Source organism: Bordetella sp. 02P26C-1 (assembly GCF_009763255.1).
Classification (GTDB): domain Bacteria; phylum Pseudomonadota; class Gammaproteobacteria; order Burkholderiales; family Burkholderiaceae_B; genus Bordetella_A.
This window is the reverse complement of the sequence record NZ_WSJB01000010.1, coordinates 1-26790: the sequence shown is the minus strand read 5'-3', so window position 1 is coordinate 26790 and position 26790 is coordinate 1. Positions and strand designations below refer to the sequence as shown.

The 26790-nt window shown below is 61.7% G+C and carries 33 protein-coding genes and 1 tRNA gene; 29 read left to right on the top strand and 5 right to left on the bottom strand.

The window, feature by feature from the left end:
* The 19 genes from mlaD (at window position 1) to tatC (ending at window position 13115) form a co-directional block, all read left to right on the top strand.
* On the top strand, window positions 1–504 hold the full coding sequence (gene mlaD, locus GOQ28_RS05815) for an outer membrane lipid asymmetry maintenance protein MlaD (RefSeq protein WP_160351092.1): 504 nt from the start codon (window positions 1–3) through the stop codon (window positions 502–504).
* 85 nt (window positions 505–589) lie between these two features.
* The gene (locus tag GOQ28_RS05810; protein WP_160355778.1) at window positions 590–1414 is read left to right on the top strand and encodes an MlaA family lipoprotein; all 825 of its coding nucleotides are present in this window, start codon (window positions 590–592) and stop codon (window positions 1412–1414) included.
* A gap of 29 nt (window positions 1415–1443) precedes the next feature.
* Window positions 1444–2076: an MlaC/ttg2D family ABC transporter substrate-binding protein gene (locus GOQ28_RS05805; RefSeq protein ID WP_160355777.1), complete on the top strand. Its 633-nt coding sequence runs from the start codon at window positions 1444–1446 to the stop codon at window positions 2074–2076.
* Between the two features lie 93 nt (window positions 2077–2169).
* A complete protein-coding gene (locus GOQ28_RS05800) occupies window positions 2170–2979 on the top strand; it encodes an ABC transporter ATP-binding protein (protein WP_160351095.1) in 810 nt (269 codons plus the stop codon).
* Entirely contained in the window at window positions 2976–3788 is an 813-nt protein-coding gene (locus GOQ28_RS05795) for an ABC transporter permease (protein ID WP_160355776.1), read from the top strand. Before GOQ28_RS05800 ends, GOQ28_RS05795 begins: the two co-directional genes overlap by 4 nt.
* Before the next feature lie 5 nt (window positions 3789–3793).
* Entirely contained in the window at window positions 3794–4039 is a 246-nt protein-coding gene (locus GOQ28_RS05790; RefSeq protein WP_160351097.1) for a BolA family protein, read from the top strand.
* Window positions 4039–5307, top strand: coding sequence for a UDP-N-acetylglucosamine 1-carboxyvinyltransferase (murA, locus tag GOQ28_RS05785; protein ID WP_160355775.1), 1269 nt, complete (start codon window positions 4039–4041; stop codon window positions 5305–5307). The genes GOQ28_RS05790 and murA overlap by 1 nt, the downstream gene beginning before the upstream one ends.
* Window positions 5304–5984, top strand: coding sequence for an ATP phosphoribosyltransferase (hisG, locus tag GOQ28_RS05780; protein WP_160355774.1), 681 nt, complete (start codon window positions 5304–5306; stop codon window positions 5982–5984). Before murA ends, hisG begins: the two co-directional genes overlap by 4 nt.
* A gap of 93 nt (window positions 5985–6077) precedes the next feature.
* Entirely contained in the window at window positions 6078–7382 is a 1305-nt protein-coding gene (hisD, locus tag GOQ28_RS05775) for a histidinol dehydrogenase (protein WP_160355773.1), read from the top strand.
* Window positions 7383–7447: 65 nt separating this feature from the next.
* Window positions 7448–8035: an imidazoleglycerol-phosphate dehydratase HisB gene (hisB, locus tag GOQ28_RS05770; protein WP_160351101.1), complete on the top strand. Its 588-nt coding sequence runs from the start codon at window positions 7448–7450 to the stop codon at window positions 8033–8035.
* Between the two features lie 22 nt (window positions 8036–8057).
* A complete protein-coding gene (hisH, locus tag GOQ28_RS05765) occupies window positions 8058–8711 on the top strand; it encodes an imidazole glycerol phosphate synthase subunit HisH (protein WP_160351102.1) in 654 nt (217 codons plus the stop codon).
* Window positions 8712–8772: 61 nt separating this feature from the next.
* Entirely contained in the window at window positions 8773–9513 is a 741-nt protein-coding gene (gene hisA / locus GOQ28_RS05760; RefSeq protein WP_160351103.1) for a 1-(5-phosphoribosyl)-5-[(5-phosphoribosylamino)methylideneamino]imidazole-4-carboxamide isomerase, read from the top strand.
* A complete protein-coding gene (hisF, locus tag GOQ28_RS05755; protein WP_160355772.1) occupies window positions 9510–10343 on the top strand; it encodes an imidazole glycerol phosphate synthase subunit HisF in 834 nt (277 codons plus the stop codon). Before hisA ends, hisF begins: the two co-directional genes overlap by 4 nt.
* A 9-nt stretch (window positions 10344–10352) precedes the next feature.
* Window positions 10353–10757, top strand: coding sequence for a phosphoribosyl-AMP cyclohydrolase (gene hisI, locus GOQ28_RS05750; RefSeq protein ID WP_160355771.1), 405 nt, complete (start codon window positions 10353–10355; stop codon window positions 10755–10757).
* Window positions 10754–11101 (top strand): phosphoribosyl-ATP diphosphatase, encoded by a 348-nt coding sequence (locus GOQ28_RS05745; RefSeq protein WP_160355770.1) that lies wholly within the window; start codon window positions 10754–10756, stop codon window positions 11099–11101. The genes hisI and GOQ28_RS05745 overlap by 4 nt, the downstream gene beginning before the upstream one ends.
* Window positions 11102–11114: 13 nt before the next feature.
* Window positions 11115–11483, top strand: a complete 369-nt coding sequence (locus tag GOQ28_RS05740; protein ID WP_160351107.1) for a histidine triad nucleotide-binding protein — start codon at window positions 11115–11117, stop codon at window positions 11481–11483.
* Window positions 11484–11501: 18 nt separating this feature from the next.
* Window positions 11502–11726: a Sec-independent protein translocase subunit TatA gene (tatA, locus tag GOQ28_RS05735; RefSeq protein WP_160351108.1), complete on the top strand. Its 225-nt coding sequence runs from the start codon at window positions 11502–11504 to the stop codon at window positions 11724–11726.
* A 100-nt stretch (window positions 11727–11826) separates the two neighbouring features.
* Window positions 11827–12318: a Sec-independent protein translocase protein TatB gene (tatB, locus tag GOQ28_RS05730; RefSeq protein ID WP_160355769.1), complete on the top strand. Its 492-nt coding sequence runs from the start codon at window positions 11827–11829 to the stop codon at window positions 12316–12318.
* On the top strand, window positions 12315–13115 hold the full coding sequence (tatC, locus tag GOQ28_RS05725; RefSeq protein WP_160351110.1) for a twin-arginine translocase subunit TatC: 801 nt from the start codon (window positions 12315–12317) through the stop codon (window positions 13113–13115). The genes tatB and tatC overlap by 4 nt, the downstream gene beginning before the upstream one ends.
* 35 nt (window positions 13116–13150) lie before the next feature.
* Here tatC and GOQ28_RS05720 read toward each other — a convergent pair whose 3' ends face one another.
* Window positions 13151–14368 carry a trypsin-like peptidase domain-containing protein gene (locus tag GOQ28_RS05720; RefSeq protein ID WP_160351111.1) on the bottom strand — a complete coding sequence of 406 codons (1218 nt, stop codon included), beginning with the start codon at window positions 14366–14368 and terminating at the stop codon, window positions 13151–13153.
* 20 nt (window positions 14369–14388) lie between these two features.
* Between GOQ28_RS05720 and GOQ28_RS05715 the strand changes: the two genes are divergently transcribed.
* A complete protein-coding gene (locus tag GOQ28_RS05715; RefSeq protein ID WP_160351112.1) occupies window positions 14389–15165 on the top strand; it encodes a Nif3-like dinuclear metal center hexameric protein in 777 nt (258 codons plus the stop codon).
* Window positions 15166–15186: 21 nt separating this feature from the next.
* Here the strand turns inward: GOQ28_RS05715 and mscL are convergent, their stop codons facing one another.
* Window positions 15187–15633 (bottom strand): large conductance mechanosensitive channel protein MscL, encoded by a 447-nt coding sequence (gene mscL, locus GOQ28_RS05710; RefSeq protein WP_160351113.1) that lies wholly within the window; start codon window positions 15631–15633, stop codon window positions 15187–15189.
* Between the two features lie 147 nt (window positions 15634–15780).
* Between mscL and petA the strand changes: the two genes are divergently transcribed.
* The 6 genes from petA to GOQ28_RS05680 all read left to right on the top strand — a co-directional run bounded on the left by petA (window position 15781) and on the right by GOQ28_RS05680 (window position 20222).
* Window positions 15781–16425, top strand: a complete 645-nt coding sequence (gene petA / locus GOQ28_RS05705) for a ubiquinol-cytochrome c reductase iron-sulfur subunit (protein WP_160351114.1) — start codon at window positions 15781–15783, stop codon at window positions 16423–16425.
* Between the two features lie 65 nt (window positions 16426–16490).
* A complete protein-coding gene (locus GOQ28_RS05700; protein WP_160351115.1) occupies window positions 16491–17879 on the top strand; it encodes a cytochrome b in 1389 nt (462 codons plus the stop codon).
* Between the two features lie 19 nt (window positions 17880–17898).
* On the top strand, window positions 17899–18741 hold the full coding sequence (locus GOQ28_RS05695) for a cytochrome c1 (protein ID WP_202109471.1): 843 nt from the start codon (window positions 17899–17901) through the stop codon (window positions 18739–18741).
* 158 nt (window positions 18742–18899) lie between these two features.
* A complete protein-coding gene (locus GOQ28_RS05690; RefSeq protein WP_160351117.1) occupies window positions 18900–19511 on the top strand; it encodes a glutathione S-transferase N-terminal domain-containing protein in 612 nt (203 codons plus the stop codon).
* 22 nt (window positions 19512–19533) lie between these two features.
* A complete protein-coding gene (locus tag GOQ28_RS05685; protein ID WP_160351118.1) occupies window positions 19534–19983 on the top strand; it encodes a ClpXP protease specificity-enhancing factor in 450 nt (149 codons plus the stop codon).
* Between the two features lie 163 nt (window positions 19984–20146).
* Window positions 20147–20222 (top strand) — tRNA-Thr (locus tag GOQ28_RS05680).
* A gap of 110 nt (window positions 20223–20332) precedes the next feature.
* On the opposite strand, the gene GOQ28_RS05675 is transcribed toward GOQ28_RS05680, so the two are convergent.
* From GOQ28_RS05675 to GOQ28_RS05665, 3 genes are read right to left on the bottom strand one after another with little or no spacing between them, the layout of a single operon-like run.
* Window positions 20333–21295 carry a Bug family tripartite tricarboxylate transporter substrate binding protein gene (locus GOQ28_RS05675; protein ID WP_160355768.1) on the bottom strand — a complete coding sequence of 321 codons (963 nt, stop codon included), beginning with the start codon at window positions 21293–21295 and terminating at the stop codon, window positions 20333–20335.
* A gap of 54 nt (window positions 21296–21349) precedes the next feature.
* The gene (locus GOQ28_RS05670) at window positions 21350–22378 is read right to left on the bottom strand and encodes a D-2-hydroxyacid dehydrogenase (RefSeq protein ID WP_160355767.1); all 1029 of its coding nucleotides are present in this window, start codon (window positions 22376–22378) and stop codon (window positions 21350–21352) included.
* Window positions 22379–22383: 5 nt separating this feature from the next.
* On the bottom strand, window positions 22384–23193 hold the full coding sequence (locus GOQ28_RS05665; RefSeq protein ID WP_160355766.1) for a class II aldolase/adducin family protein: 810 nt from the start codon (window positions 23191–23193) through the stop codon (window positions 22384–22386).
* Window positions 23194–23467: 274 nt separating this feature from the next.
* Here GOQ28_RS05665 and GOQ28_RS05660 point away from each other — a divergent pair, with 274 nt between their 5' ends.
* Genes GOQ28_RS05660 through GOQ28_RS05650 form a run of 3 tightly spaced genes read left to right on the top strand, consistent with a single transcriptional unit; the run spans window position 23468 to window position 26674 of the window.
* Window positions 23468–23845 (top strand): YkvA family protein, encoded by a 378-nt coding sequence (locus tag GOQ28_RS05660; RefSeq protein ID WP_160351884.1) that lies wholly within the window; start codon window positions 23468–23470, stop codon window positions 23843–23845.
* Window positions 23845–25284 carry a DUF2868 domain-containing protein gene (locus tag GOQ28_RS05655; protein ID WP_160355765.1) on the top strand — a complete coding sequence of 480 codons (1440 nt, stop codon included), beginning with the start codon at window positions 23845–23847 and terminating at the stop codon, window positions 25282–25284. Before GOQ28_RS05660 ends, GOQ28_RS05655 begins: the two co-directional genes overlap by 1 nt.
* Window positions 25277–26674, top strand: coding sequence for a GTPase/DUF3482 domain-containing protein (locus GOQ28_RS05650; protein ID WP_160351882.1), 1398 nt, complete (start codon window positions 25277–25279; stop codon window positions 26672–26674). The genes GOQ28_RS05655 and GOQ28_RS05650 overlap by 8 nt, the downstream gene beginning before the upstream one ends.
* Window positions 26675–26790 lie beyond the last annotated feature (116 nt).

Sequence of the window (26790 nt, the reverse complement as noted above, 5' to 3'; positions counted from 1 at the left end):
ATGTCACGCGAAAAAACTGATTTCTGGGTAGGGCTCTTTATTCTGCTGGGGGCGGTGGCGGTTATTTTCCTGGCCTTGCGCGCGGGTAATCTGAGCAGCTTCTCTTTTGCGCCCACCTACACCCTGACGGCCGATTTCGACAACATCGGCGGCTTGAAGGAGCGCGCGGCCGTGAAAAGCGCGGGCGTCGTGGTTGGCCGGGTGAAAGCCATCAGTTTCGACGACCAGACGTTCAAAGCGGTCGTCACCCTCAATATGGAAGAACAGTTTCTGTTCCCCAAGGACACCTCCGCGTCGATCCTGACCTCCGGCCTCTTGGGCGAGCAGTACATTGGCCTGACCGCAGGCGGTGACGAACAAAACCTGACCGACGGCGGCAAAATCCGTTATACACAGAGCGCCGTCGTGCTGGAAAACCTGATCAGCCAGTTTCTCTACAAAACCGCGGAAAATCAGGGCTCGCAAGCCGGCCAGAATGACCCGGCGCCCGCGCCGGCGAACTGACACTGTGCCGCCCCGCTAGGCAGAACAAGCGCAATTGTGTAGCCTCGTGGCAAGTTAATCCGAATTGAACTTTGGCAGTCCCATTATGACCATGCCCACTTACGCCCGTTTAGCCTCCGTCGCCGCCGTCTGCGCCTTGACAGCCGGCTGCGCCACGCAAGGCACGCCTAATCCCCAGGACCCCTGGGAAGGCTTTAACCGCGGCGTCTACAAATTCAACGATACGGTTGACCGCGCCGTGTTCAAGCCCGTGGCGCAGGCCTACACCTATGTGACGCCACAACCGGTACGCAGTTGTATCCACAACATGTTCAGCAACGTGGGTGATCTGTGGGCGGCGACCAACAGCTTTCTGCAAGGCCGTGGGCATGATTTCGTGAACACGCTGGGGCGGTTCCTGTTCAACACCACCATGGGAATTGGCGGCTGTATCGACGTGGCCTCGGCCAATGGCGCACGCAAGATTCCGAACGACTTCGGCACCACGTTGGGCGTCTGGGGCATCGGCAGTGGCCCGTACCTGGTGTTGCCGTTCTGGGGTCCGAGCACCGTGCGCGACAGCGCCGGCCTGGTGGGCGACTGGTATGGTCGTGAGTACACTTACACCAGTCCCAGCGCGATCGATGATGTGCCCCTGCGCAATAGCCTGTGGGGCCTGGATATCGTCGATACCCGCGCGAACCTGCTCGATACGACCAACACGGTTGATCGCGTCGCGCTCGATCCGTATAGCTTTGTCCGAGACGCCTATTTGCAGCGTCGCGCCGCCATGGTGCGCGGCACGGCGAGCGGCGAGGACAATGTACCCGACTACAGCCTCGAGGACGACGAGGACGACACCGAGGCGAAGGCCCCCGCGTCGGCCACCCCCGCCACAGGCGCACCCGCGGCCACGCCGGCTGCCCGCTGATCGCGGCGTCTCACCCGTAAGGAGCATTTATGCGAATTTCTATTTTTACCCAAGTGCAGCGCCTGTTCCTGGCCGCCATGCTCGGCCTGATGGCCGCAGCGAGCGCGCACGCCAAACCCGACGCACACGGTGCACCGGATCAATTCGTGCTGCAAGCCGCCACTGAAGCGCTGGACGCGCTCAAATCGGACACGAAAGTGAAGTCGGGCGATCTGGCCCACATCAACAAGGTCGTGGACACCTATATCCTGCCGTACGTGGACTTTCGCAAGACCACGCAGCTGGCCGCCGGCCGCTACTGGCGTCAGGCCACGCCTGAGCAGCGCAATGCGCTGGCCGATGCCTTTCGGGGCACGTTGATCCGTACCTATAGCGGCGCTCTGACCGATGTCACGCCCTCCACCACCATCAAGCTGTTGCCTTTCCGTGGCGACCCCAATGCGGATGACGTGGTGGTGCGCAGCCTGATCACCCAGTCCAACGGTCAGCCCGTGGGCGTGGACTATCGTCTGGAAAAGGATCCGCAGCAAGGCTGGCGCATCTATGACCTGAATGTCGAAGGCATCTGGCTCATCCAGAACTATCGCAATCAGTTCGCCCAGCAGATCGATCAATCCGGCATCGACGGCCTGATCAAGGCGCTGAACCAGCGCAATCAATAACCCCAGGCGGCGCAGGGCGCTTAGGGCTGGGTACGGGTGCGCCATTTATAATGGACGATTCCCCGCTCTAGCCCCGAGCTTTGCGCCGTAGCCATGTCTGCTGTCTGTCTAGAACACGTCTCCAAAATCTATCCGCCGCGACCCGTCGGCTGGAAAAAACTGCTTGGACGCACAGCCGGCCCGGGATTTCAGGCGTTAAACGACGTCAGTTTGCGGATCGAGCCGGGCGAGTTTTTCGGGCTGCTCGGCCCTAACGGCGCGGGCAAAACCACGCTGATCTCCATACTCGCGGGGCTGGCGAAAGCCACCAGCGGGCGCGCAAGCGTCTGTGGCTACGATGTCACGACCGACTATAAGGCCGCCCGCCGCGCGCTGGGCGTGGTCCCGCAGGAACTCGTGTACGACCCGTTCTTCACGGTGCGCGAGACGCTGCGCATTCAGTCGGGCTACTTTGGCTTGCGCAATAACGACGATTGGATCGACGAGATTCTGTTCAATCTGGGGCTGGCGGACAAGGCCAATAGCAATATGCGGGCGCTGTCGGGCGGCATGAAACGCCGCGTGCTGGTCGCGCAAGCGCTGGTGCACCGCCCACCGGTCATCGTGCTCGATGAACCGACGGCGGGCGTGGACGTGGATCTGCGCCGCACGCTCTGGGAATTCATCTCGCGTCTGAACAAGGCCGGCCACACCATCATGCTGACCACGCACTACCTCGAAGAAGCCGAAGCGCTCTGCGGACGCATCGCCATGCTCAAGCGCGGGCGCATCGTCGCGCTCGACACCACGCAAGCGCTGCTGGCGCGCGTGGGCGGCGTGGACCTCGAGGATGCGTTTGTGCGCATCATGCAGGATGACTCGCCCGCCGGCGCCGAGCTGGAACCCGAGGAGGCCCTGTCGTGACGCCACCCATCACGCCCACGGACAAGCCGCTCGTGCAGCCGCGCCTGGATGCCGGATCGGGCTTTCCCACGCTGTTGCGCAAGGAACTGCTGCGGTTCTGGAAGGTCGCCTTCCAGACCATCGCCGCGCCGGTCGTCACGGCGCTGCTGTATCTGCTGGTGTTCGCCCAAGTGCTGGAAGGGCGGTTGATGGTGTACGGCAGCATCCCGTATACGCAGTTTCTCATCCCCGGCTTGATGATGATGAGCATGCTGCAAAACGCCTTCGCCAACCCGTCATCGTCGCTGATTCAAAGCCGCATCACCGGCAATCTGGTGTTTGTGCTGCTGCCGCCGCTGTCGCATCGCGAAATCTTCTCGGCCTATCTGATCGCCGCTATCGCGCGCGGGCTGGCCGTGGGGCTGTGCGTCTGGCTGGTCGCGCTGTGTTTTGTCTCTCTGCCAGTGGCGCACCCGGGCTGGGTCGTCGTATTCGCCGTGCTGGCCTGCGGCATCATGGGCACGCTAGGCATCATCGCAGGTCTGTGGTCGGAAAAATTCGACCAGCTGGCCGTCTTCCAAAACTTTCTCATCATGCCGGCCACGTTCTTGTCCGGCGTGTTCTACTCCATCCATACACTGCCGCCGTTCTGGCAATCGGTGTCGCACTGGAACCCCATTTTCTATACGATCGATGGCTTTCGCTACGGATTCTTCTCCGCATCGGACGTGTCGCCCTGGCATAGCCTGGCGGTCGTGACGGGGGTGTTCGCGGTATTGGCGTTCTACGCTTTGCGACTGCTGGCCAGCGGCTACAAACTCAGGACGTAACACCCATGCTGCCTACCCCCGAGCAGGTTCGCCAATATATTGCCGACGGTTTGTCTTGCGAGCACCTGGACGTGCAGGGCGACGGTTCGCATTTCGACGCGGTCATTGTCAGCCGCGAATTTGAAGGCAAACGTTTGATCGCGCGCCATCAGCTCGTCTACGCCGCCCTGGGCGATCGCATGAAAGCCGAAATTCACGCGCTGTCCATGCGGACCATGACGCCCGAAGAATACGCCAAGGCGGGTCAGTAATGGACAAACTACGCATTACCGGTGGCGCCGCCCTGCGCGGCGAAGTCACGGTGTCGGGCGCGAAAAACGCGGCCCTGCCGATTCTGTGCGCGGGCCTTTTGACCGCCGATACGGTCTCGCTGCACAACGTTCCCGATTTGAACGATACCTCCACCATGCTGAGCCTGCTGGGTCGCATGGGCGTCAAGGCCTCGCGCGGCGCCGACGGCGTGGTCACGCTGCAAGCCGATCAGGTCGATAACCTCGAAGCGCCTTACGATCTGGTCAAGACCATGCGCGCCTCGATCCTGGTGCTGGGGCCGCTGGTGGCGCGATTCGGCGAGGCGCGTGTCAGCCTGCCCGGTGGTTGCAGCATTGGCCAACGCCCGGTTGATCAGCACATCAAGGGACTGGCGGCATTAGGCGCGGACATCAGGATCGAGCATGGCTTTGTGGTGGCCCGCGCGCCCCGTCTGAAGGGCGCGACGATCCGCACCGATATGGTCACCGTCACCGGCACGGAAAACCTGCTGATGGCCGCCGTCCTGGCCGAAGGCCAGACGATTCTCGAAAACGCCGCACGCGAACCCGAAGTCGTCGATCTGGCCGAACTGCTCATCAAGATGGGCGCGCGCATTCGTGGCCACGGCACCGACCGCATCGTGATTGATGGCGTCGATAGCCTGCATGGCGCCGAGCATCGTGTCTGCCCGGACCGTATCGAGGCCGGTACGTTCCTGTGCGCCGTGGGCGCCGCCGGCGGCGATATCGTGCTGCGCAATGTTGATCCTGGCGTGATGGGCGCCACCCTGGACAAACTGACCGAAGCCGGCGTGAAGCTCGAAATCGGCGAGGACTGGATTCGCGGTTCCATGCAAGGCCGCCCGCGGGCCGTCGGTGCCCGTACCCATGAATATCCCGGCTTTGCCACCGATATGCAGGCGCAGCTGATGGCGTTGGACACGGTCGCCGAAGGCACCGCGGTCATCGTCGAGACGATTTTCGAGAACCGCTTCATGCACGTGCAGGAACTCGGCCGCATGGGCGCCGATATCGATATCGACGGCCACACCGCCGTCGTGCATGGCGTGCCGCGCCTCTCGGGCGCCACCGTCATGGCGACCGATCTGCGCGCCTCGGCCAGCCTGGTCATCGCGGGCCTGGCGGCCGTGGGCGAGACCACCATCGATCGCATTTATCACCTGGACCGCGGCTACGACCGCATGGAAGTCAAATTACGCGCCCTGGGCGCGGATATACAGCGCCTGACCGGCAAGGAATCCCTATGAGCCCCGTCGCCAACGCGCCCATTACCCTGGCCCTGTCCAAGGGCCGCATTTTCGAAGAAACGCTGCCGCTGCTGGCCGAAGCCGGCATCGAGGTACCCGAGAACCCCGAGAGCTCGCGCAAGCTGATTCTGCCGACCAGCGATCCCGGCCTGCAGCTGATCATCGTGCGCGCCTCGGACGTACCCACCTACGTGCAATACGGTGCAGCCGATCTGGGCATCGCGGGCAAGGACGTGCTGATCGAGCACGCGGCCCAGCAGCCGGGCGGGCTGTATCAGCCGATCGACCTGAATATCGCCAAGTGCCGCCTGTGCGTGGCCGTGCGCAATGGCTTCGACTACGCCGCCGCCGTCCACCAGGGCGCGCGCCTGCGTGTCGCCACCAAATACGTCCAATCGGCACGCGAGCATTTTGCGTCCAAGGGCGTGTACGTGGACATCATCAAGCTCTACGGCTCGATGGAACTCGCCCCACTGGTGGGTCTGGCCGACTGTATCGTGGACTTGGTGTCCTCGGGCGGCACGCTGCGCGCGAACGATCTGGTCGCCGTCGAGGACATCATGGATATCTCGTCGCGGCTGATCGTCAACCAAGCGTCCCTGAAGACGCGTGGCGCCCGTTTGCAACCCTTGCTCGACGCGTTCCAACGGGCCGCCGACGCGAGCGCTGCTGCCTGAGAACGCTGCGCCCGCTACACTATGTCTTTATACGCTACGGCGGGCGGCTCGATGAGGCGCGCGCCGATGGCTTTTTAGCTTCACCGTGACGCCATGGCTCTGATTAACCGCCTCGATTCCCGTCAGCCGGATTTTGCCGCCGCGCTGTCTAAACTGCTGGCTTTTGAAGCCACCGAAGACGAATCCATCGACCGCGCTGCGGCCGCGATTCTGACCGATGTGCGCCAGCGTGGCGACACGGCGCTACTGGAATATACGCGGCGTTTCGATCGCGTCGCGGTCACCTCCGCCGAAGCGTTGGAAATTCCCAAGGCCGACTGGCATGCGGCGCTGGCCGCCTTGCCCACCGCGCAGCGCAACGCGCTGGAAACCGCGGCCGATCGCGTGCGCGCCTATCACGAGCATCAACGCGGTGAAACCTGGACGTATACCGACGCCGAAGGCACCTTGCTCGGACAACAGATCACGCCGCTGGACCGGGCAGGGTTGTACGTGCCGGGAGGCAAAGCCGCCTATCCCTCGTCCGTGCTGATGAACGCCATTCCCGCGAAGGTGGCGGGCGTGGGCGAACTGATCATGGTCACGCCCACGCCCGATGGCGTGCGTAACCCCATCGTGCTGGCGGCCGCCGCTATCGCCGGCGTGGACCGTGCCTTCGCCATTGGCGGTGCGCAGGCCGTCGGTGCGCTGGCCTACGGCACGGCGACTATTCCCGCCGTCGACAAAATCGTCGGTCCCGGCAATGCCTACGTCGCCGCCGCCAAACGCCGCGTGTTCGGCACCGTGGGCATCGACATGATCGCCGGCCCCAGCGAAATCCTGGTCATCTGCGACGGCAAAACGCCCGCCGACTGGATCGCGATGGATCTGTTCTCGCAAGCCGAGCACGACGAGATGGCCCAATCCATCCTGCTGTGCCCGGACGCCGCCTACATTGACGAGGTCGAAGCCGCGATCGAGCGCCTGCTGCCGACCATGCCACGCGAGGACATCCTGCGCGTGAGCCTGGCCAATCGCGGCGCGCTGATCCTGGTGCGCGATCTGGAAGAAGCCTGCGCCATCGCCAACAGTATCGCGCCCGAACATCTGGAAATTTCCACCGAGCAACCCGAACACTGGACCGCGCGTATCCGCCATGCCGGCGCGATCTTCATGGGCCGTTTCAGCTCCGAATCGCTGGGCGACTATTGCGCCGGGCCCAACCACGTGCTGCCGACCTCGCGCACGGCGCGTTTCTCGTCGCCGCTGGGTGTCTATGATTTCCAGAAGCGTTCCAGCCTGATCCAGGTGTCCCAGCAGGGCGCCCAGACCCTGGGCCGTATCGCCGCCGAGCTCGCCAAAGGCGAGGGCCTGCCTGCCCACGCCGCCAGCGCCGAATACCGTCTCGATAAGTCCTGATCTTGCCCGCCACGGACGCCCGTGGCGCCGAAAACCTCATTATTACCAGGCTCGCCTCACTGTTTATGCGTACCGCCGATATCACCCGCAACACCAACGAAACGCGCATTCGCGTCGCCGTCAATCTGGATGGCACCGGCCGTCAGAATCTGGACACGGGTGTTCCCTTCCTCGACCATATGCTGGACCAGATCGCCCGTCATGGACTGATCGACCTCGACATCAAGGCCGAAGGCGATCTGCACATCGATGCGCACCATACGGTCGAAGACGTGGGCATCACGCTGGGCATGGCGGTGGCCAAGGCCGTGGGCAGCAAAGCCGGTATCCGCCGTTATGGCCACGCCTATGTGCCGCTGGACGAAGCGCTCTCGCGCGTGGTGATCGATTTTTCGGGCCGTCCGGGCCTGGAATATCACATCCCCTTCACTCGCGCGCGCATCGGCAATTTCGACGTGGACCTGACGCGTGAGTTCTTCCAGGGCTTCGTCAACCACGCGTTGACCACGCTGCACATCGACAACCTGCGCGGCTTTAACGCGCACCACCAGTGCGAAACCGTCTTCAAGGCGTTTGGCCGTGCGTTGCGCATGGCGCTGGAAGTCGATCCGCGCATGGGCGACGTGGTGCCGTCGACCAAGGGCGTGCTGTAACTCTTAAGCCAGGCAGATATCTGTGACTACTATTGCCATCGTCGACTACGGAATGGGTAATTTCCACTCCGTGGCCCGCGCCCTGCGCTTCGCCGCGCCTGACGCCGACATCCGCGTGTGTAATCGCGCCGCCGAGATCGACGCGGCCGACCGTGTCGTATTCCCTGGCCAAGGCGCCATGGCCGATTGCATGCGCACGCTCAATGAATCCGGACTGCGTGAAGCCGTGCTGCGTGCCGCCGCCGCCAAGCCCTTGTTGGGCGTGTGCGTGGGTGAGCAAATGCTGTTCGAGACCAGCGAAGAGGGCAACACCTCGTGCCTCGCTTTATTTCCGGGCACGGTGCGCCGTTTCGCGGGCGAACAATTCGCCGATGGGACGGTGCCGGCTGACGGCGTGGAACGCCTGAAGGTGCCGCACATGGGTTGGAACGCCGTGCGTCAAACCCGCGCCCATGCGCTCTGGGATGGCATCCCCGACGGGACGCACTTTTATTTCGTCCACAGCTACTATGCCGCCCCCGCCGATCCGTCGTTGACCATAGGGGAAACCGACTACGGCGTTACATTTACCTGTGCAGTTGCAAGGGATAACATCTTCGCGGTGCAGTTTCACCCCGAGAAGAGCGCAACCCACGGTTTGCGCCTGTACCGCAATTTTGTAGACTGGCAGCCTTAATTTCCGTACGCGCCTCGCGCGGGACATTTTTTACTCAACTTATTCAAGCTCGCTATAGACCATGCTGCTGATCCCCGCCATCGATCTCAAAGACGGGCGCTGCGTACGCCTGCGCCAGGGAGACCTCGACGACGCCACGGTATTCTCCGAAGAACCCGCCGAGATGGCCTCGCACTGGCTCGACCTGGGCGCGCGGCGCCTGCATCTGGTCGACCTCAATGGCGCCGTCGCCGGCAAGCCGAAGAACAACGCGCCCATCAAGGCCATCCTGGAAGCCGTCGGTGACGAAATCCCGGTGCAGATCGGCGGTGGTATCCGCGATCTGGACACCATCGAAGCCTACCTGGACGCTGGCATTTCCTACGTCATCATCGGCACGGCGGCCGTGAAAAACCCCGGTTTCCTGCAAGACGCTTGCGGCGCGTTCCCCGGCCACATCATCGTCGGTCTGGACGCCCGCGACGGCAAAATTGCCACCGATGGCTGGAGCAAGCTCACCCGCCATGACGTGCTCGATCTGGCCAAGAAATTCGAAGACTACGGCTGCGAATCCATCATCTACACCGACATCGGCCGCGACGGCATGTTGTCCGGTGTGAACGTGGAAGCCACGGTCAAGCTCGCCCAGCACGTCCGCATCCCCGTGTTCGCCTCCGGCGGCATCGCAGGCATGGCCGACATCGAGGCGCTGTGCGCGGTGGCCAGCGAAGGCGTGGAAGGCGCCATCCTTGGGCGCAGCATCTACGAAGGCACGCTCGACTTCCAGGCCGCGCAGACCCGCGCCGACGAACTTTGCCCATGACTGTTGTAAATCCCTCCGCCGCTCCCACGACGCCCGCCGCGTCCGGTCAGGCCAGCGCGCTCACGCGTCGCATCATTCCTTGCTTGGACGTCACGGCCGGCCGTGTCGTCAAAGGCGTGAACTTCGTCAATCTGACCGATGCGGGTGACCCCGTCGAGATCGCGCGACGCTACGACGAGCAGGGCGCTGACGAACTGACGTTTCTCGATATCACGGCCACCAGCGACGACCGCGATCTGATTCTGCCCATCATCGAGCAAGTCGCCTCGCAGGTCTTCATCCCGCTGACCGTGGGCGGTGGCGTGCGTCAGGTTTCCGACGTGCAACGCCTGCTCAATGCGGGTGCGGACAAGATCAGCATCAATAGCGCGGCGGTCGCGAACCCCGAGTTAGTGCGCGCCGCCGCCGACTATCACGGCTCGCAGTGCATCGTGGTCGCCATCGACGCGCGCCGCGTCTCCGCGCCCGGTGAACCACCGCGTTGGGAAGTCTTTACCCACGGCGGCCGCAAACCCACGGGCCTGGACGCCGTCGAATGGGCGCGCAAAATGGCCGCCTATGGCGCGGGCGAAATCCTGCTGACCAGCATGGACCGCGATGGCACCAAATCCGGCTTTGACATCGAACTGACCCGCCGCGTGTCCGACGCCGTGCCGGTTCCGGTGATCGCCTCGGGCGGCGTCGGCAGTCTGCAGCACTTGGCCGATGGCGTGACCGCCGGACGCGCCAGCGCCGTGCTGGCCGCGAGCATCTTCCATTTCGGCCAACACACTGTGCGGGAATGCAAGACGTTCATGGCGAATCAGGGCATCTCCGTCAGACTGGATTAGACTGCACCCATGACACCACAACCCGCCTGGATGGCCGACGTCGTCTTTGACGCCAACGGCCTGATTCCCGCCATCGCTCAGGACGCCGAAACCGGCGATATCCTGATGGTGGCCTGGATGAATCAAGAAGCCTTGTCCGAGACCGCCGCCACCGGCCGCGCGGTGTACTTTTCGCGTTCGCGCCAGCGCCTCTGGCGCAAGGGCGAAGAGTCCGGTCATACCCAGACCGTGCACGAACTGCGCCTGGATTGCGACGGCGACGTGATTTTGCTGAAGGTTCACCAGGAAGGCGGCATCGCCTGCCACACGGGCCGCGCCAGCTGTTTCTTTCGCCGCCTCGAAGGGCAGACCGACAGCGCCACCTGGGTGAGCGTGGACCCCGTCCTGAAAGACCCGGAGCACATCTACAAATGAGCACTCCCGAACACGGCGCCGACACGCTGGCGCGCATCGCCGATACGCTCGAGACGCGACGCCCGGATCATGGCGGCGATCCCGCGTCCTCGTACGTGGCCAAGCTGCTCGCCAAGGGCCCCGATTCGTTTCTGAAAAAGATCGGCGAGGAAGCCACCGAACTGGTCATGGCTGCCAAAGACGGCACGCCCGAGCGCATCGTCAGCGAGACGGCCGATCTATGGTTTCATTGCCTCGTTGCGCTGACGCACTTCAACCTGCGCCCCGAAGACGTGCTGGCCGAGCTGGCACGACGCGAAGGGCTGTCCGGGTTGGAAGAAAAAGCGCGCCGCCCTGCATCCTGAGTCCGGAGCCACCATGAGCGACAACTGTATTTTCTGCAAAATCGTCCGCGGCGAAATCCCCTCGAAGAAAGTCTACGAGGACGAAGAATTCCTGGCCTTTCATGACATCAATCCGGCCGCGCCGGTGCATCTGCTGGTTATCCCCAAGCACCACTTGGTCTCGCTGCAGGATGTCACGCCCGAGGACGCCGGCTGGTTGGGTAGAATGACAGTATTGGCTACCCGACTGGCGGCCGAGAATGGTTGTCAGCCGGGACCCGAAGGCGGGTTCCGCTTAGTCGCCAACTCGGGCGCGCATGGCGGCCAGGAAGTCCCGCATTTGCATTTCCATATCCTCGGCGGCCCGCGTCCCTGGCAGGGTCGCACGGCGCCCAACGCATAACCCCGGAGATTCATCATCATGGGTAGCTTCAGTATCTGGCATTGGTTGGTTGTCCTGGTCATCGTTGCACTCATCTTCGGTACCAAGAAACTGCGCAACATCGGCAGCGACCTCGGCGGCGCGGTCAAAGGCTTCAAAGAAGGCATGAAAGACGCCAACAGCGACAAGCCCGAGCAAGTCACGCAGAACAAAGTGGCCGACGACACCATCGACGTGCAGACCAAGGAAAAGCATCACTCCTGATTGGCGTGACGCGGTTGAATGCGGTCGACGCGATGCCTGGCATTGGCGCCGCCTCGACCGCGATTTCCTAGTGCTATGTTTTTAAGCGAGCAGATGTCGCATGTTTGATGTCAGTTTCACGGAGATGATGGTGATCGGCGTTATCGCGCTGATCGTCATCGGGCCAGAACGTCTGCCCAAAGTGGCGCGTACCATCGGGCATTTGCTCGGTCGCGCGCAACGCTACGTCAGTGACGTCAAAAGCGATATCCGCCGCGAAATCGAGCTCGACGAACTGCGCAAGTTCAAGAGCGAAATGGACGAAGCCGCGCACAACGTGAAAACCTCGTTGCGCGAGACGGAAACGACCATACGCAGCGAGCTGGACACGACGGCATCCGAGGCAAACAAAGCCTTCGCGGATATCAAAAAGGACGCCGAAGCGACCTCGTCTGCAACGCCGGCAACCGCTGCGGCGGTAGCAGCCTCTGTTGCTCCCACAGCCTCCGCGCCATCCGCACCCGCCGACAACCCACCCCCGGCTTCCAGCGCATCCGTACCCGCCGAGCCGGTTACGTCTCCCCAGCAACCTAAAACGCCGACCACGCCGTGACTCAGAACGCCCAGCACGACGATCTGGACCAGGATCAGCCGCAGGAAACTTTCATCTCGCACCTGGTCGAGCTGCGCAGCCGGCTCATGAAAGCCGTGATCACCGTACTCGTGGTGTTCGTGGTGCTGTTCCTCTACCCGGGCGCTTCGGTCATTTATGACGTGCTGGCCCAGCCCATGCTGGCCTCGCTGCCGCAGGGCACCCGTATGATCGCCACCGGCGTGATCACGCCGTTCATGGTGCCTGTCAAAGTCACGCTCATGGCGGCGTTCATCATCGCGCTGCCGGTTGTGCTCTATCAGGCCTGGGCCTTTGTCGCGCCCGGACTGTACCGCCATGAAAAACGCCTGGCGCTGCCATTGATCGTATCGAGCACGCTGCTCTTTATCTTGGGCATGGCGTTTTGCTATTTCTTTGTTTTCCGCACGGTCTTTCACTTCATCGCGAGTTTCGCGCCGCAGTCGATCACGCCCGCGCCGGACATTGAGGCCTATCTGAGCTTCGTCATGACGATGTTCCTGGCCTTCGGCATCACCTTTGAAGTCCCGGTCGCCGTCGTGCTGCTCGTGAAAACAGGCATCGTCGAACTGCAAAAACTGCGCGCCGCGCGCGGCTATGTGGTCGTGGGCGCGTTCGTGATCGCCGCCGTGGTGACGCCGCCCGATGTGGTGAGCCAATTCATGCTGGCTGTCCCGCTGTGTCTGTTGTACGAGGTCGGGCTGCTCATTGCTCGCATGGTCACCCCTAACAGCCGCGCCGAAGCCGACGAAGCTAACAGTCTGACCGAACAGCCCTGAGGCAGGGCAAGTTCAGGTGCAGTGGGCTGAGCGAGCTATGACCGCGGCAACATCGGCCGCGTTCCAATGGTCACCGTCAGCTCGCGCGGCTTGCCGCTGCGCCGTACACGCACCGTGGCTTTTTCGCCGGGCGGCAGCGCCGCGATCAAACGCAGCATGGTCATCGTGTCACTGACCTCGACGCCATCAATCGACTTCACGATATCGCCGACGCGCAGGCCGCCTTTGGCCGCTGGACCATCGCGCATCACGCCCGCGATGATGACGCCGCGCGTATTCGCGGACAGGCCGAACGCACGCGCCAGATCCGGCGTGATGTCCTGCGGCTCGATGCCCAGCCAGCCACGCCGCACACCGCCGGACTTGATGATCTCTTCCATGATCTTGCGCGCGGTATCCACGGGAATCGCAAAACCGATCCCCAGCGAGCCGCCCGTCTCGGAATAGATCGCCGCGTTAATCCCCACCAAATTGCCTTGCGTATCGATCAATGCGCCGCCCGAGTTGCCCGGGTTAATCGCCGCATCCGTCTGAATGAAATTTTCGTACGTATTAATGCCCAGGCCCGTGCGCCCCAAGGCCGACACAATGCCCTGAGTGGTCGTCTGCCCCACACCGAAGGGGTTGCCGATGGCCAGCACCACATCCCCCACCTGCAAGCGCAGATCCGTGGCAAAAGCCGCCACGGGAAAGGGTCGCAGCTCATCGGCGAGTTTCAGCACCGCTAAATCAGTCTCCGGATCCGCACCGACCACCTTGGCCGTCCCCGCCCGACCATCCGTCAGTGCCACCTCGATCGCATCGGCGGCCTCCACGACGTGATAGTTGGTCAGCACATAGCCTTCGGGGCTGACGATCACGCCCGAACCGAGGCTGCTGGTAGGCTGATTGCGCGAGATGCCAGGCATCTGGCCAAGCAGTTGCTTGAGCATCGGATCATCGGGCAACGGCACCACCGGCACATTCACATGCTTGCTGGTGTACACATTCACCACCGACGGCGCGGCGCGCGCCACGGCTGGCGCATAAGACACAACGCCGGGAATCAGGGCAGGGCGGGCGTCCGCATTGGAATTGGCATCGGCTTGCGCCCCGTTACCGGCATCAGCGGCAACGGGCGGCGGCGCGCTTGGGCCAGACGATGGCGCATAAGTGGATAAGCGCAGCCAGTCAGGTCGCAACGTCGTCACGACGAATAAAATGGCCAGACACACCGTGACGGCCTGAGCGAATATCAGCCAATAGCGACGCATGATCCTGACAAGGTAAGACAATGAAAACCATCGACACCCGCGAACTGACTGCCTGGCTCGACGCCACGCTGCAAGCGCCGCGATTCAAAGACTACTGTCCGAACGGTCTCCAGGTCGAAGGCAAACCGCGCGTAGGCCACATTATCACCGGAGTCACCGCCTCCGAGGCATTGCTGCGCGCGGCCATCGAACGCGGCGCCGATGCCATCCTGGTGCATCACGGATGGTTCTGGAAAAACGAAGACCCACGTGTGCGTGGCACGCGCCGTACCCGCCTGGCGCTCGCCCTGCAACACGATCTGAATCTTTACGCCTATCACCTGCCGTTGGATGCGCATCCTGAATGGGGCAACAACGCGCAACTCGCCCGCGTGCTGGGCCTCACCCCGGAACGCGACGATCAAGGCAAGCCCCTCACTTGTGGTCATGGCGACCTCGTGTGGTTAGGCAACGCGCCGGATCTGCCCACGTTGGGCGCATTGGCCGCGCGCACGCAAGAAAGACTAGGACGCACGCCACTCGTGATCGGTGATCCTGAACAGCCCTTGCGCCGCATCGCATGGTGCACGGGTGGCGCGCAGGGCATGCTGGGCGATGCCATCGACGCCGGCGCCGACGCCTACATCACGGGCGAAGCCTCCGAGCCGACCTTTCACCTCGCGCGCGAAACCGGCACCGGCTTTATCGGCGCAGGCCATCACGCGACCGAACGTTATGGTGTACAGGCGCTAGGCGAAGCCGTCGCGCGCGAGTTCGGCATCCGGGTTGAATTCATCGATATCGACAACCCGGTCTGACGACGCATCCGCTGCGCAGATTTACCGCTTCAACAAATCGCGGATCTCGCGCAGCAACGCCACATCTTCCGGCGGGGCGGCCGGGGCGGCAGGTTCTTCTTCATGCTTGCGACGCGCCGAGTTGATCACCTTGATGATCATGAACACGACAAAGGCCAGCAGAATGAAATTAATGAGAATGGTCAGGAAGTTGCCCCAGGCAAACACAATCGCGCCCGCTTGAGTCAGATCGGCATAAGTCATCGGGCCGGTATAGCCCTCGGGCACGGACAACACCAGGAACTTGTTGGAAAAATCCACCGAACCGCCCAACACGAAGTTCACCAGTGGCATGATCAGGTCTTTTACGACCGAATCAACGATCTTGCTAAACGCGGCGCCGATAATGACACCAACGGCCAGATCGAACGCATTGCCTTTCACGGCGAAATCACGAAACTCTTTTAGGAAACCAGATGCTTTGCTCATGAGCACTCCCTTTCGTCATACGCCCTGAAGCGGGCAGGCGTTATAATACGCGGTTGCAGCACTGTTACATGTTTCACACAACAGATGCGGGTCGCCTGCCAGCCTATCGCTAGCAAGGAACAAGCCCGTATCACTGAGGATGGGAAGATGAGTCAGGATACGCTGTTGCATGATGATGATGAAGGTGCGGTAAATCCAAGTCTGCCACCAGATCCTTCGCGCCGCATGTGGGTCACGACGGCCTGTGCGGTGGGCGGTGTAGCCGGAGTGGCAGCAGCCGTCCCGTTTGTCAGTACCTTTGCCCCATCCGAAAAGGCCCGCGCCGCTGGCGCTCCCGTTGAAGTCGACGTCGCTGATCTCGCTCCCGGCCAGATGCGCACCGTCGAATGGCGGGGTAAACCGGTCTGGATTTTGCGTCGCGACGACGCCCAGCTAGCCGGCATCAAACAGCAAGACCCCTATCTCGCCGACCCCGAATCCGAGCGGCCCGGCTACACCCCCGAATACGCCAAGAATGAATACCGCTCGCGCGAACCAGACCTGTTCGTCTGCGTCGGTATCTGTACGCACCTGGGCTGCTCGCCCACCGCACACTTCGAAAAAGGCGGTGGCGGTGGTCTGCCATCCTCCTGGCAGGGCGGTTTCCTGTGCCCCTGCCACGGCTCTACCTTCGATCTTGCCGGACGCGTCTACAAAAACAAGCCCGCGCCCGACAACCTCGAAGTTCCTCCATATCAATACCTGAGCGACACCCGCATCATCGTCGGGGTAGACGAAGACAACAAAGCTTGATGCGCTCCCCGCGCGTTAAGCTCTCCCGACTAAGCACAATACGCCCTGTATAGAAGGAGCCATGCATGGCTGGCGAAAAGATTGTCGAGACAACAGGATTGCTGGGTTGGCTGGACCGGAGATTTCCGGCTTCCTCCACATGGAAGGCGCATCTGTCCGAGTACTACGCGCCTAAGAATTTCAATTTTTGGTATTTCTTCGGCTCGCTGGCGCTGTTGGTACTGGTCATCCAGATCGTGACCGGGATCTTCCTGGTCATGCACTACAAGCCCGACGCCGAACGGGCTTTCCAATCGGTTGAATACATCATGCGCGAAGTGCCATGGGGTTGGCTCGTGCGCTATATGCACTCCACCGGCGCGTCGATGTTCTTTGTCGTGGTCTACCTGCACATGTTGCGCGGGCTCTTCTACGGCTCCTATCGCAAGCCGCGCGAACTGGTGTGGATCTTCGGCGTTGCGATTTTCCTGTGCCTGATGGGCGAGGCCTTCTTCGGCTATCTGCTGCCCTGGGGCCAGATGTCCTACTGGGGCGCACAGGTGATCGTGAACCTCTTCTCGGCCATTCCCTTTATCGGCCCGGAACTGTCCATCTGGATTCGCGGCGACTACGTCGTGTCGGACGCCACGCTCAACCGCTTCTTCGCGTTTCACGTGATCGCGATCCCGCTGGTGCTGATCGGTCTGGTCGCGGCTCACCTGGTGGCGCTGCACGAAGTCGGCTCCAACAACCCGGACGGCATCGAGGTCAAGCAAGGCCCCAAGGACAAATACGGCCGTCCCAAGGACGCGATTCCGTTCCATCCGTTCTACACCGTGCATGACATCATGGGTGTCGCGGGGTTCTTGATCGTCTTCGCGGCCATTGTGTTCTTTGCCCCAGAAATGGGCGGGTACTTCCTGGAATACAACAACTTCATCCCCGCCGATCCGCTTAAGACCCCGCCGCATATCGCGCCGGTCTGGTATTTCACACCGTTCTACTCGATGCTGCGCGCGACCACCGAGGAATTCACCTGGATCCTGGCGGCCGGCGCGGTCCTGGGTGCCATCGGCCTGCTGGTCAAGAGCAACCTGCGTGGTTTCCTGCGCATCGCCATTCCCGCCGTGCTGATCGTCGTGGCCGTGCTGCTGCGCACGATCGACGCCAAGTTCTGGGGCGTGGTCGCCATGGGCGGCGCGGTGGTGATCCTGTTCTTCCTGCCCTGGCTGGATCATTCCCCGGTCAAATCTATCCGGTATCGCCCCACGTGGCATAAATGGCTGTATGGGATTTTCATCGTCAACTTCCTGATGCTGGGCTATCTAGGCACGCAGCCGCCAAACGACACGTTCAACCTCCTGTCGCAGATTGGCACGCTCATCTACCTGGGCTTTTTCTTCCTGATGCCGATCTGGAGCCGCCTGGGCACCTTCAAGCCCGTGCCGGACCGCGTGACGTTCCATGCCCATTGACCCTCGGAGCCCTGACGGAATGACCATGATCAAGAAGCTGATTGGCGCCGCCGCGTTACTCTTTGCGTGCACCGGCGCCTATGCCGCCGAGGGCGGCTACCCCCTGGACACCGCGCCCAACCGGGTTAACGACCTCGCGGCCCTGCAAAACGGCGCCAAATTGTTCGTCAACTACTGCCTGAACTGTCATAGCGCCTCGTCCATGCGCTACAACAAGCTGACGGAAATCGGCCTGACAGACGAGCAGATCCGCGAAAACCTGCTGTTTACCGGCGAGAAAGTCGGCGATCTGATGACGATTGCGATGACGCCAGCGGACGCCAAGAAATGGTTCGGTACCATACCGCCTGACCTGTCGATCATCGCGCGCGCCAAATCGATCAACGCCGGGCCCACCGGCGCCGATTACATCTATACCTATATGCGCACGTTCTACCGCGACACCTCCAAGGCGACCGGCTGGAACAACCTCGTCTTCCCCAACGTCGGGATGCCGCACGTTTTCTGGCAGCTCCAGGGTCCGCGCGAACTCACCACCGTCGCCATGCACGAGGCGCAAGACGGCTCCTGGGAACGCGTCACGACCACCTACGACGACCAAGGCTACGCGCAGGTCAAAACCGAACCTGTCGCGAATTTCCACGGACACGCTACACTTGAGGCTAAATTCAAAGCGCTGGACCCGACCAAGGTCGCCAGTTTTGACAATGGCGTGGCCGATTTAACCGCATTCCTGTCCTGGATGGCCGAACCCCATCAGCTGTACCGCAAGCAGCTTGGTGTGTGGGTGTTGCTGTTTCTCGGTTTATTTCTGGTCGTAGCCTGGCGTTTGAATGCCTCTTACTGGAAGCACGTGCGCTAATCCGTCACTGCCCCATTAAGGCAGGCTATGCAATACTTCGGGGCGGCGACAAGCTCCCGATCGGGCGCTTATCCCGCCTGTCCCACCCTGGTAATCGGGGCCAGCGTTTGCTAGATTAGCGCGCTGGCCTTTCGCTTTTCATACAAGGACTTACCGCCATGATGGTGCTCTATTCCGGAACCACCTGCCCGTTTTCGCAACGCTGCCGCTTTGTGCTCTTCGAAAAAGGGATGGACTTTGAAATCCGGGACATCGACCTGTACAACAAACCCGAAGACATTTCGGTCATGAACCCGTACGGGCAAGTGCCCATCCTGGTCGAACGCGACCTGGTGCTGTACGAGTCCAACATCATCAACGAATACATCGACGAGCGCTTCCCGCACCCGCAGCTGATGCCGGCCGATCCGGTCATGCGCGCGCGCACCCGTCTGTTCCTGTACAACTTCGAGAAAGAGCTGTTCGTGCACGTCTCCGCCCTGGAAGACCGTAGCGCCAAGCCCGACGAAAAGCGCCTGGCCAATGCGCGCCAGAACATCCGCGATCGTCTGGCACAGCTGGCTCCGCTGCTCTTGAAGAACAAGTACATGCTGGGCGAGGAATTCTCGATGCTCGACGTGGCCGTGGCCCCGCTCTTGTGGCGCCTGGATCACTACGGCATCGAACTGCCCAAAAACGCCGCGCCGCTGCAAAAGTACGCCGAACGCATCTTCTCGCGTCCGGCCTACATCGAAGCACTGACGCCTTCCGAAAAGGTAATGCGTCGCTAATCGCGGCGAAGGGCTCTGGACCATGGGTGAAACTTCCACCAAACCGTATCTGATTCGTGCGCTGCACGAATGGTGCACGGACAACGGCTATACGCCGTACATCACCGTGCAGGTCGACGAACACACCCGTGTGCCGATGGCGCACGTACGCGACGGCCAGATCACGCTGAATGTGGGCACGCTGGCCACGAACCAGCTGGTCCTGGGCAACGAGTTCATCGAATTCCAAGCCCGTTTCAGCGGCGTGACGGAAAACGTCTGGGTGCCGGTCGCCGCGGTCAGCGCGATTTACGCGCGCGAAACCGGGGCAGGGATGGGCTTCGAGGTGCATCCCTACGAAGCCCCAACGGCGGATGAAACCGCCGCCTCAGCTGAAACCGCAGTGGTCGACAGCAACGAATCGTCTGACGACACCGATGGCGGTCCGGATGATGACGAACCGAAGCGTCCGCGCCTGACGATCGTCAAATAAAGGACGGTCGTCGGATGCTCCCGGCGACCGTCTGACCTTTAGCGCGTCGGTCAAAACGCGGTGCCAGTCAGTCTGATTATCGACGCGCGATGTCTATACATCGCGCGAGATTCCGATACAATGCAAACCCTTCGCCCGTCATCACCGCGATGACAGCGCGACTGCCGGTGTAGCTCAGTTGGTAGAGCAGCTCACTTGTAATGAGAAGGTCGAGGGTTCGATTCCTTTCACCGGCACCAATTAGCATCAGGAAGTCTCCAGAACCCGCAACAGCGCTGGCTATGCGGGTTTTTTACACTCTGCACGCCTACAACGCCCGCAGCCGCTCGAAGCGCCGCAGACTTTTTTCTCACTTGGATGCGGCAACAGCGGGGCTCAGAAGCGGCGTCAGCCGATCTTTTTCGGCTTTCATCAAGTCCGCCAACGCTTGCGCGCCTTCGCCCTTGGCATCGGTGCCCTGCGACTTGAGCTTGGCGATCACGGCCGGATCTTTTGTTGCCTTCACCAAGGCGTCAGATAACTTCGCCACATTCTCGGCAGGCGTACCCTTTCTTACGACAAAGCCATTCCAATGGAATGAATCGTAGCCAGGAACCGACTCAGCCAGCGTGGGCACCGCAGGCAACGCAGCGGATCTTTCGGTGGTGGTGACTGCCAACGGACGGACCCGGCCGCTCTCGATATAGCTCAGCACTTCGACGATGGGAGAGAACGTGAAATCAATCTGCCCGCCGATCAAGTCGGTGAGTGCCGCGGCTCCTCCTTTATAGGCCACGTGAGTCGCGTCGATATCGGCTTTGTCCAATAGCTGCATGGCCGACACATGCTGAATCGTGCCTATGCCGGCGGTACCGAAATTCAAGGCCCCCGGCGATTTTTTCGCGGCGGCAATCAGATCGGGCAAGGACTTGATCTGGCTATCCTTGTTGACGACCAGCACAATCGGTAATTGGGTAATCTGTGAAAGCGGGACGAAATCTTCTTCAATGTTGTAGGTCAGCTCAGGTTGAAGAATATTGTTGACGATGTGAGACGCGGAGGTGATGAGCAAGGTATAGCCATCCGCGGGCGCGTTCTTGACAGCCATCGTGCCTATCGTGCCGCCAGCGCCGGGCTTATTGTCGATGATGACCGGTTGCGCCAGCTGTTTACTCAAACCTTCGCCCACAATACGGGCCGCCACATCGGTGCTGCCGCCCGCGCTGTAGGGCACGACAATCGTGACAGGACGGTTAGGGAAATCGTTCGCGAGTGCCGCGCACGGCGCTGCCATAAGCAATGCGATAAAGGCCTTGCCAAGACGAGATATCATTTTTGTCTCCTGATGATGATGTCGTTATATGAATGTTGGTTAACGTAGACCCGATTACCCGGGGCCTGCTGCGTTATTCAGCAGAGGCTGGCCGGCTAAATATCGACCAAGGTTTTGAATAAAAAAGTCCGTGAGCTTCCTGCCTCGTCCGGCGGAATCACCCGCGGCATGCGGCGTGATAATGGCATTGGGCAGCTTCCAGAACGGAGAGTCCGGCGGCAGCGGCTCCGTCTCGAATACATCCAGATAAGCGCCCGCCAACTCACCACGCTGCAGCGCGAGCAGCAGATCCGCTGACGCGACAACGCCGCCACGCGATACATCGATCAAACGCGCCGAACGCTTCATGCGCTGCAACTGACGCATCGTCACAAGATGACGGGTATCTTCTGTCAGCGGACAACTCAAAATCAGCCAGTCTGCTTGCTCGATCAAACGATCAAAGTCACAAAGGCGATGGGTCTCGATATCCAGATTGCCCGGACTGGCGCCGGATCGATTAAATCCAATAACGTGCAGGCCCAAGGCCTGACAGAGGCGCACGATTTCCTGCCCGATTGCGCCAAGACCAACGACGATCGCCGTTTGTCCTGGAATATCACGCGGCGCATCCAGGCCGCGCCTGGCTTTCCACTGTTGCTCTCTTTGCTTGGCCATGAAGTCGGGCAATTCCCGGCCGAGCGCCAGCAAGCCCGCTATCGCGGAATGAGCCACTGTTGTCGATGCGATTCCACCGGCATGCGTGAACGTGACGCCTTGGGCAAGCAGAGTCTGGAACTGCGGCCTGTCCAGCCCGGCAGACGATGCTTGCAGCCACCGCAGATTGGGTGCGCGCAAGGCAATGTCGCAAAACTGGCGCATGCGCGGCGTAAGCTGCGTTTTGCTGGATTCGCCCAACACATCCACAGAGATAAAGACGATGCCGATATCGTCCAACGTAGCCGGATCCAGATCCGTCTCTTCGTTGGCGGTGAGCACGTCCCAGCGCCCCTGACTCGCCGCTGCCAACGATTCAATCTCGCGTAGCTGATCCGAATCCAATGCGTCCGACACCAGCACATACTGACACTTTTCCGTGTGCATGAGCGTCAGGTCCGGTAGGAGGGATCAATGCTATCCAACCAGCGAAGCATGGCGTCCCATTCCAGAATGCCGTAGGGCTTTTGTTTTCCCGGCGAGTCGGCGCTCGGCTGCAAGGAGAGTTGGTTATTCGTTCTCTTGATCACGCTCTCCGGCAGGTCGATCAGTTCGCCGCCGGTTGACATGGCCAGGACCTGCGCCTTGCAGGATCGTTCGAGCCGGTACATGTTGTTGAAGGCTTGCTCGATAGTGGTGCCAACCGTCAGCAGACCATGATTTCTCAGAATCATCGCTTCGGCATTGCCCAAGTTTTCCAGCAGCCTTGCCTGTTCTTGCGTGTCCACCACCACGCCTTCGTAATCGTGATACGCGACCGTCCCAAATCGCATCGCCGTCTGCGTGATGGGCAAGAGGCCACATTTCAGCGCGGCCACGGCCATGCCATAAGGCGTATGAGTATGGATGACGCATCCAATGTCGGGCCGTGCCTCATGAATCGCGCTGTGGATGACATACCCGGCCTTATTGATTTTGTAGTCTTTCCAGGGATTGAAGATCTCCCGACCACTCACGTCGACTTTCAGCAGCGTCGATGCCGTGATCTCGGCATAGCGCAACCCAAAGGGGTTAATCAAAAAATGCTCTTCGGGTCCAGGCGCACGCGCTGAGGCATGGTTGTAAATCATATCCGTCATGCCATACAGATCCAGCAGCCGGTAGCACGCGGCCAGTTTGACGCGGGTTTCCCACTCCGATTCCGAAAAATCCTCTTGCTTGGGCTGGAACGCCAAATGCGCTGCCAAAGTATGTTTTTCCATTGCTCCTCTCTACCTGATTGTTCTTTCTGACAGAATGATCGTTCTTTTTTGGCAATTTAAGGCACGGGGTGGTTGCTGTCAATTTAGGATGAACGACAATGCGGCCGTGCCAGATGCTGCCCGGGCGGGTTTGACTGGGTGCCCAGGGCAGTTGCAGGCCGATGGCGGTCCATACGTAAGCCGCAAAGGCCTACCAGCCATTCCTCGGGAAGCGCTAAGCAAACCGTCTACAATCGACTCACACTGGACTTTTTCGCATTAGCGTCCAAGCACTATGTCGACCTTGAATCCCACCTACGAAAAGGCTTATTCCGACCAGCGCTTCTGGCGCAAGGCGACCCGCCATGCGTCGGCGGCCGGCAAGCAGGCCTTGGAAAAAGCGCTGTGGCTGTATTACGCCGTGCAAAGCCCGAACACGCCGAAATGGGCTCGCCGGGTGATTTATGGCGCGCTGGGGTATTTCGTGTTGCCGTTGGACGCGATCCCGGATCTGGCACCGCTCGTCGGCTACACCGATGATCTGGGTGTGATGTCTGCCGCGCTGGCCACGGTGGCGTTCTACATCACTGACGATGTAAAGCAACAGGCCGCGCAGAAATTGCAGACCTGGTTTGGCTCGACCGACACGGTTAAACCCGATTCCGACAGTTAATGGCCGCGCCTGACGCTGTCACAAAGCTTTCCGCCGACATTCCGCCGTGGCAGCACCACTGGCTGGCGGAGACCTTGCGTCTGCGCGAGGAACACTGGGGCCCGCTTGAAGACGCCGACGCGGTGCGGCATGCCCGTCGGGGGCCCGAGGCATTAGAGCCAAGGATACTGCTGCGCGCGCAATCGCTGGGCCGCCGTGAAGGCCTGGACGAGCTCGTCAGCCGTTGGCGACAGGGCGCGCTGATCAGCCTGTCCATCCTGTTCATCCTTGCCCTCCTGACCGGCATCGGCTCGGCCGCCGGGGCTTTGGGCGACGGCACGCGGCCGGTCAATGTGCTGTGGGCGCTCGGTGCCTTACTGGGTTTGAACCTCCTGACGCTGGTGCTTTGGCTCGCGTCCTTGCTGCTGCGGCCGCGTCATGCCACCGGGCTCGGTCGTCTATGGCTATGGATCACGCGCAAATTCGCGCGCGGCCCCGATGCGGCGTTAGTGCCCCAGGCGTTAATGAATTTGCTGGGACGCATCGGCGCGATCCGGGGTCTCTTTGGCGCGATCAGTCACGGACTGTGGCTGACGGGTCTGACAGCCGCGCTGATAACGTTGTTGGTTTTACTCTCCACAGCAAGCTATCGCTTTGTCTGGGCCACCACGATCTTGCAGCCCGATACCTTCGTGACGCTCACGCACGCGATCGGCTGGCTGCCAGCGCAACTCGGCTTCACGATCCCCGCCGAGGACATGGTCCGCGCAAGCGATGGCGCGCAAGCGCTACCGGCCGCCGCACAGGCGCAATGGTCGGTTTGGCTGATCGGCGTCCTGGTGGTCTACGGCATATTGCCGCGCCTGGTGGCAGCGATATGGTGCACGTTGCAAGCCCGTCGCGCGCTGCGCGGCTTGCGCATCGATCCTACGTTGCCCGGCTATGCGGCACTGCGCGATCGCTTGCTGCCGGCGGCGCAATCCACCGGTATTGACCGGCCGGTCGATGACATTCATCAGCCGCAGGTCGGTGCGACACGGACCGACGACGCGACGGTCTCGTGGGGAACGCAGCCGGTCCTGGTCAGCCTGGAGCTGCCGGCCGATGTCACGTGGCCGCCGGCCGATATGCCCGACACCATTCAAAACGCGGGCAATCTCGATTCGCGCGAACAGCGCAACTGCGTACGTGACGCGCTTTCCGACAGCCATACGCCCAGGCTTTTGATTGCCTGCGATGCACGCCAGACCCCAGATCGCGGCACGATGGGGCTGATCGCCTCGCTGGCCGAACTAGCCGGTGAAACGCGCGTCTGGCTGTATCTGGATCCCCAGCGCGAGCCTGCGTCCGATCGCCGTACGACTTGGCGTGAACGCCTGATGGCGGCTGGCATGGCGGAAACTTCCATTCTGCATAACGAGGATCAGCCTCTACGCTGGCTGGAGTCAGGCAATGACTGATGCGATGCTAAAGATCGCCGTGGTCGGTCACACGAATACGGGCAAGACTTCGCTCTTGCGCACGCTCACGCGTAGAAGCGATTTTGGCGAGGTGGCCGACAGCCCTGGCACCACCCGCCATGTCGAGGGCGCCCGTTTGAGCCTCGACGGCAAGCCCGCGCTCGAATGGTTCGATACGCCCGGCATGGAAGACAGTATCGCGCTCTTGGAATATCTGGAGCGCCTGGACGACCCCGATACCCGCCGCGATGGCCCGGCGCGTATTCGCCGTTTCCTCGATTCGCCCGAAGCACATCGCCGTTATGAGCAGGAAGCGCGCGTGCTCACCAAGATGCTCGATTGCGACGCCGCCTTGTACGTGATTGACGCCCGCGACCCCGTGTTGAGCAAACACCGCGACGAGCTCGCTCTGCTCGCAGCCTGCGGCCGGCCCTTGCTGCCGGTGCTGAACTTCGTTAACGCCCCACATCACCGCGCCGATGAATGGCGTGATGCCATGGCGCGCCTGGGGCTGCACGCGGCGCTCGAATTCGACACCATTGCACCGCCGCTGGATGGCGAACACCAGCTGTATGCGAAATTGGCGGTGCTGCTGGATCGACATGCGCAGACGCTGCATCGTCTCGCGGATGTGCTGATGCGCGAGCGAGAAGAGCGGCGCCAGGCCGCATGGCAACTGGCCGCGGATCTGTTGATCGATGTCGCCGCGCTGCGCGTGACCAGCCCCGCCGACGAAGAAGCGCTGAAAAGTCAGGCAGAAGCCTTGCGCGCGCGTGTGCGGCGCCGCGAACAGGCGTGCGTCGATGCCTTGCTCGCGCTTTATAACTTCCATCGCAACGACTACGCCGACAACGATTTGCCCTTAGTCGATATGCGTTGGGGCATGGATCTGTTTCACCCGCAGGCAATCAAGGATATGGGTATCCGCCTGGGCACGGGCATGGCCGCTGGCGCCATGGCCGGTGCCGCGGTCGATATGCTGAGCGCGGGGTTAAGCCTGGGCACGGGTATGCTGATCGGCGCGGCCGCGGGCGGTCTGTGGCAGGGAGTGGAACGGCTGGGAGGCCGTTTGCTGGGCAAGCTGCGTGGCTATCGCGAAATCACCGTCGACGATGCGATCTTGCGCCTGCTGGCCTTGCGCCAGCGGCAATTGATCGAGGCCCTGGATCGGCGCGGCCATGCCGCTCGCGAGCCTGTGAGGCTGGACACGCCCGCCGATGATGCCTGGCGCTCGGCCCGATTGCCCAAGGCGCTCAAGGAAGCCCGCAGCCGCCCGGAATGGTCGGCCTTGAACAAAGGCCACGAGGACGACGAGCGGCGTAAACAAGTCGTCGTGGAACTCGCGCGCGTGCTGGCCCGCGACGAGCGGGACCCCTCACCAGCGGCCTGAGGCGCCGCCGCCACCACTGCGGCCACCGCCACCGCCGAAGCCGCCAAAGCCACCGCCAAAACCGCCACGTCCGCCGCGGCCCCCGCGCCTGCCGCCGCCGAAGCCCCCGCCAAATC